Genomic DNA, 244 nt, shown 5'->3' on the forward strand with positions numbered 1-244 from the left:
GTTGAGCAGGACTTTGCCGATGCCGCAATGCCTGAATCGCCAGAGTTCGTGTCGACGCATGCGGAAAACCTGCTGGAAAAGCTGGTTGCTCACTCTGTTAATACCTATTCACCTACCTTCATCGGGCATATGACCTCGGCGCTGCCGTATTTTCATTTGTCGCTGTCGAAGCTGCTTGTTGGTTTAAATCAGAACCTGGTTAAGATTGAGACATCAAAAGCATTCACGCCGTTGGAGCGTCAGG

1 pseudogene is annotated in these 244 nt (G+C 50.0%); it reads left to right on the forward strand.

The features are described 5' to 3' along the window. A pseudogene (locus NLF92_RS13605) lies at positions 1–244 on the forward strand (putative pyridoxal-dependent aspartate 1-decarboxylase); the annotation flags it as partial.

Origin of the sequence: Opacimonas viscosa, assembly GCF_024199005.1 — a bacterium.
GTDB classification, from domain to species: domain Bacteria; phylum Pseudomonadota; class Gammaproteobacteria; order Enterobacterales; family Alteromonadaceae; genus Opacimonas; species Opacimonas viscosa.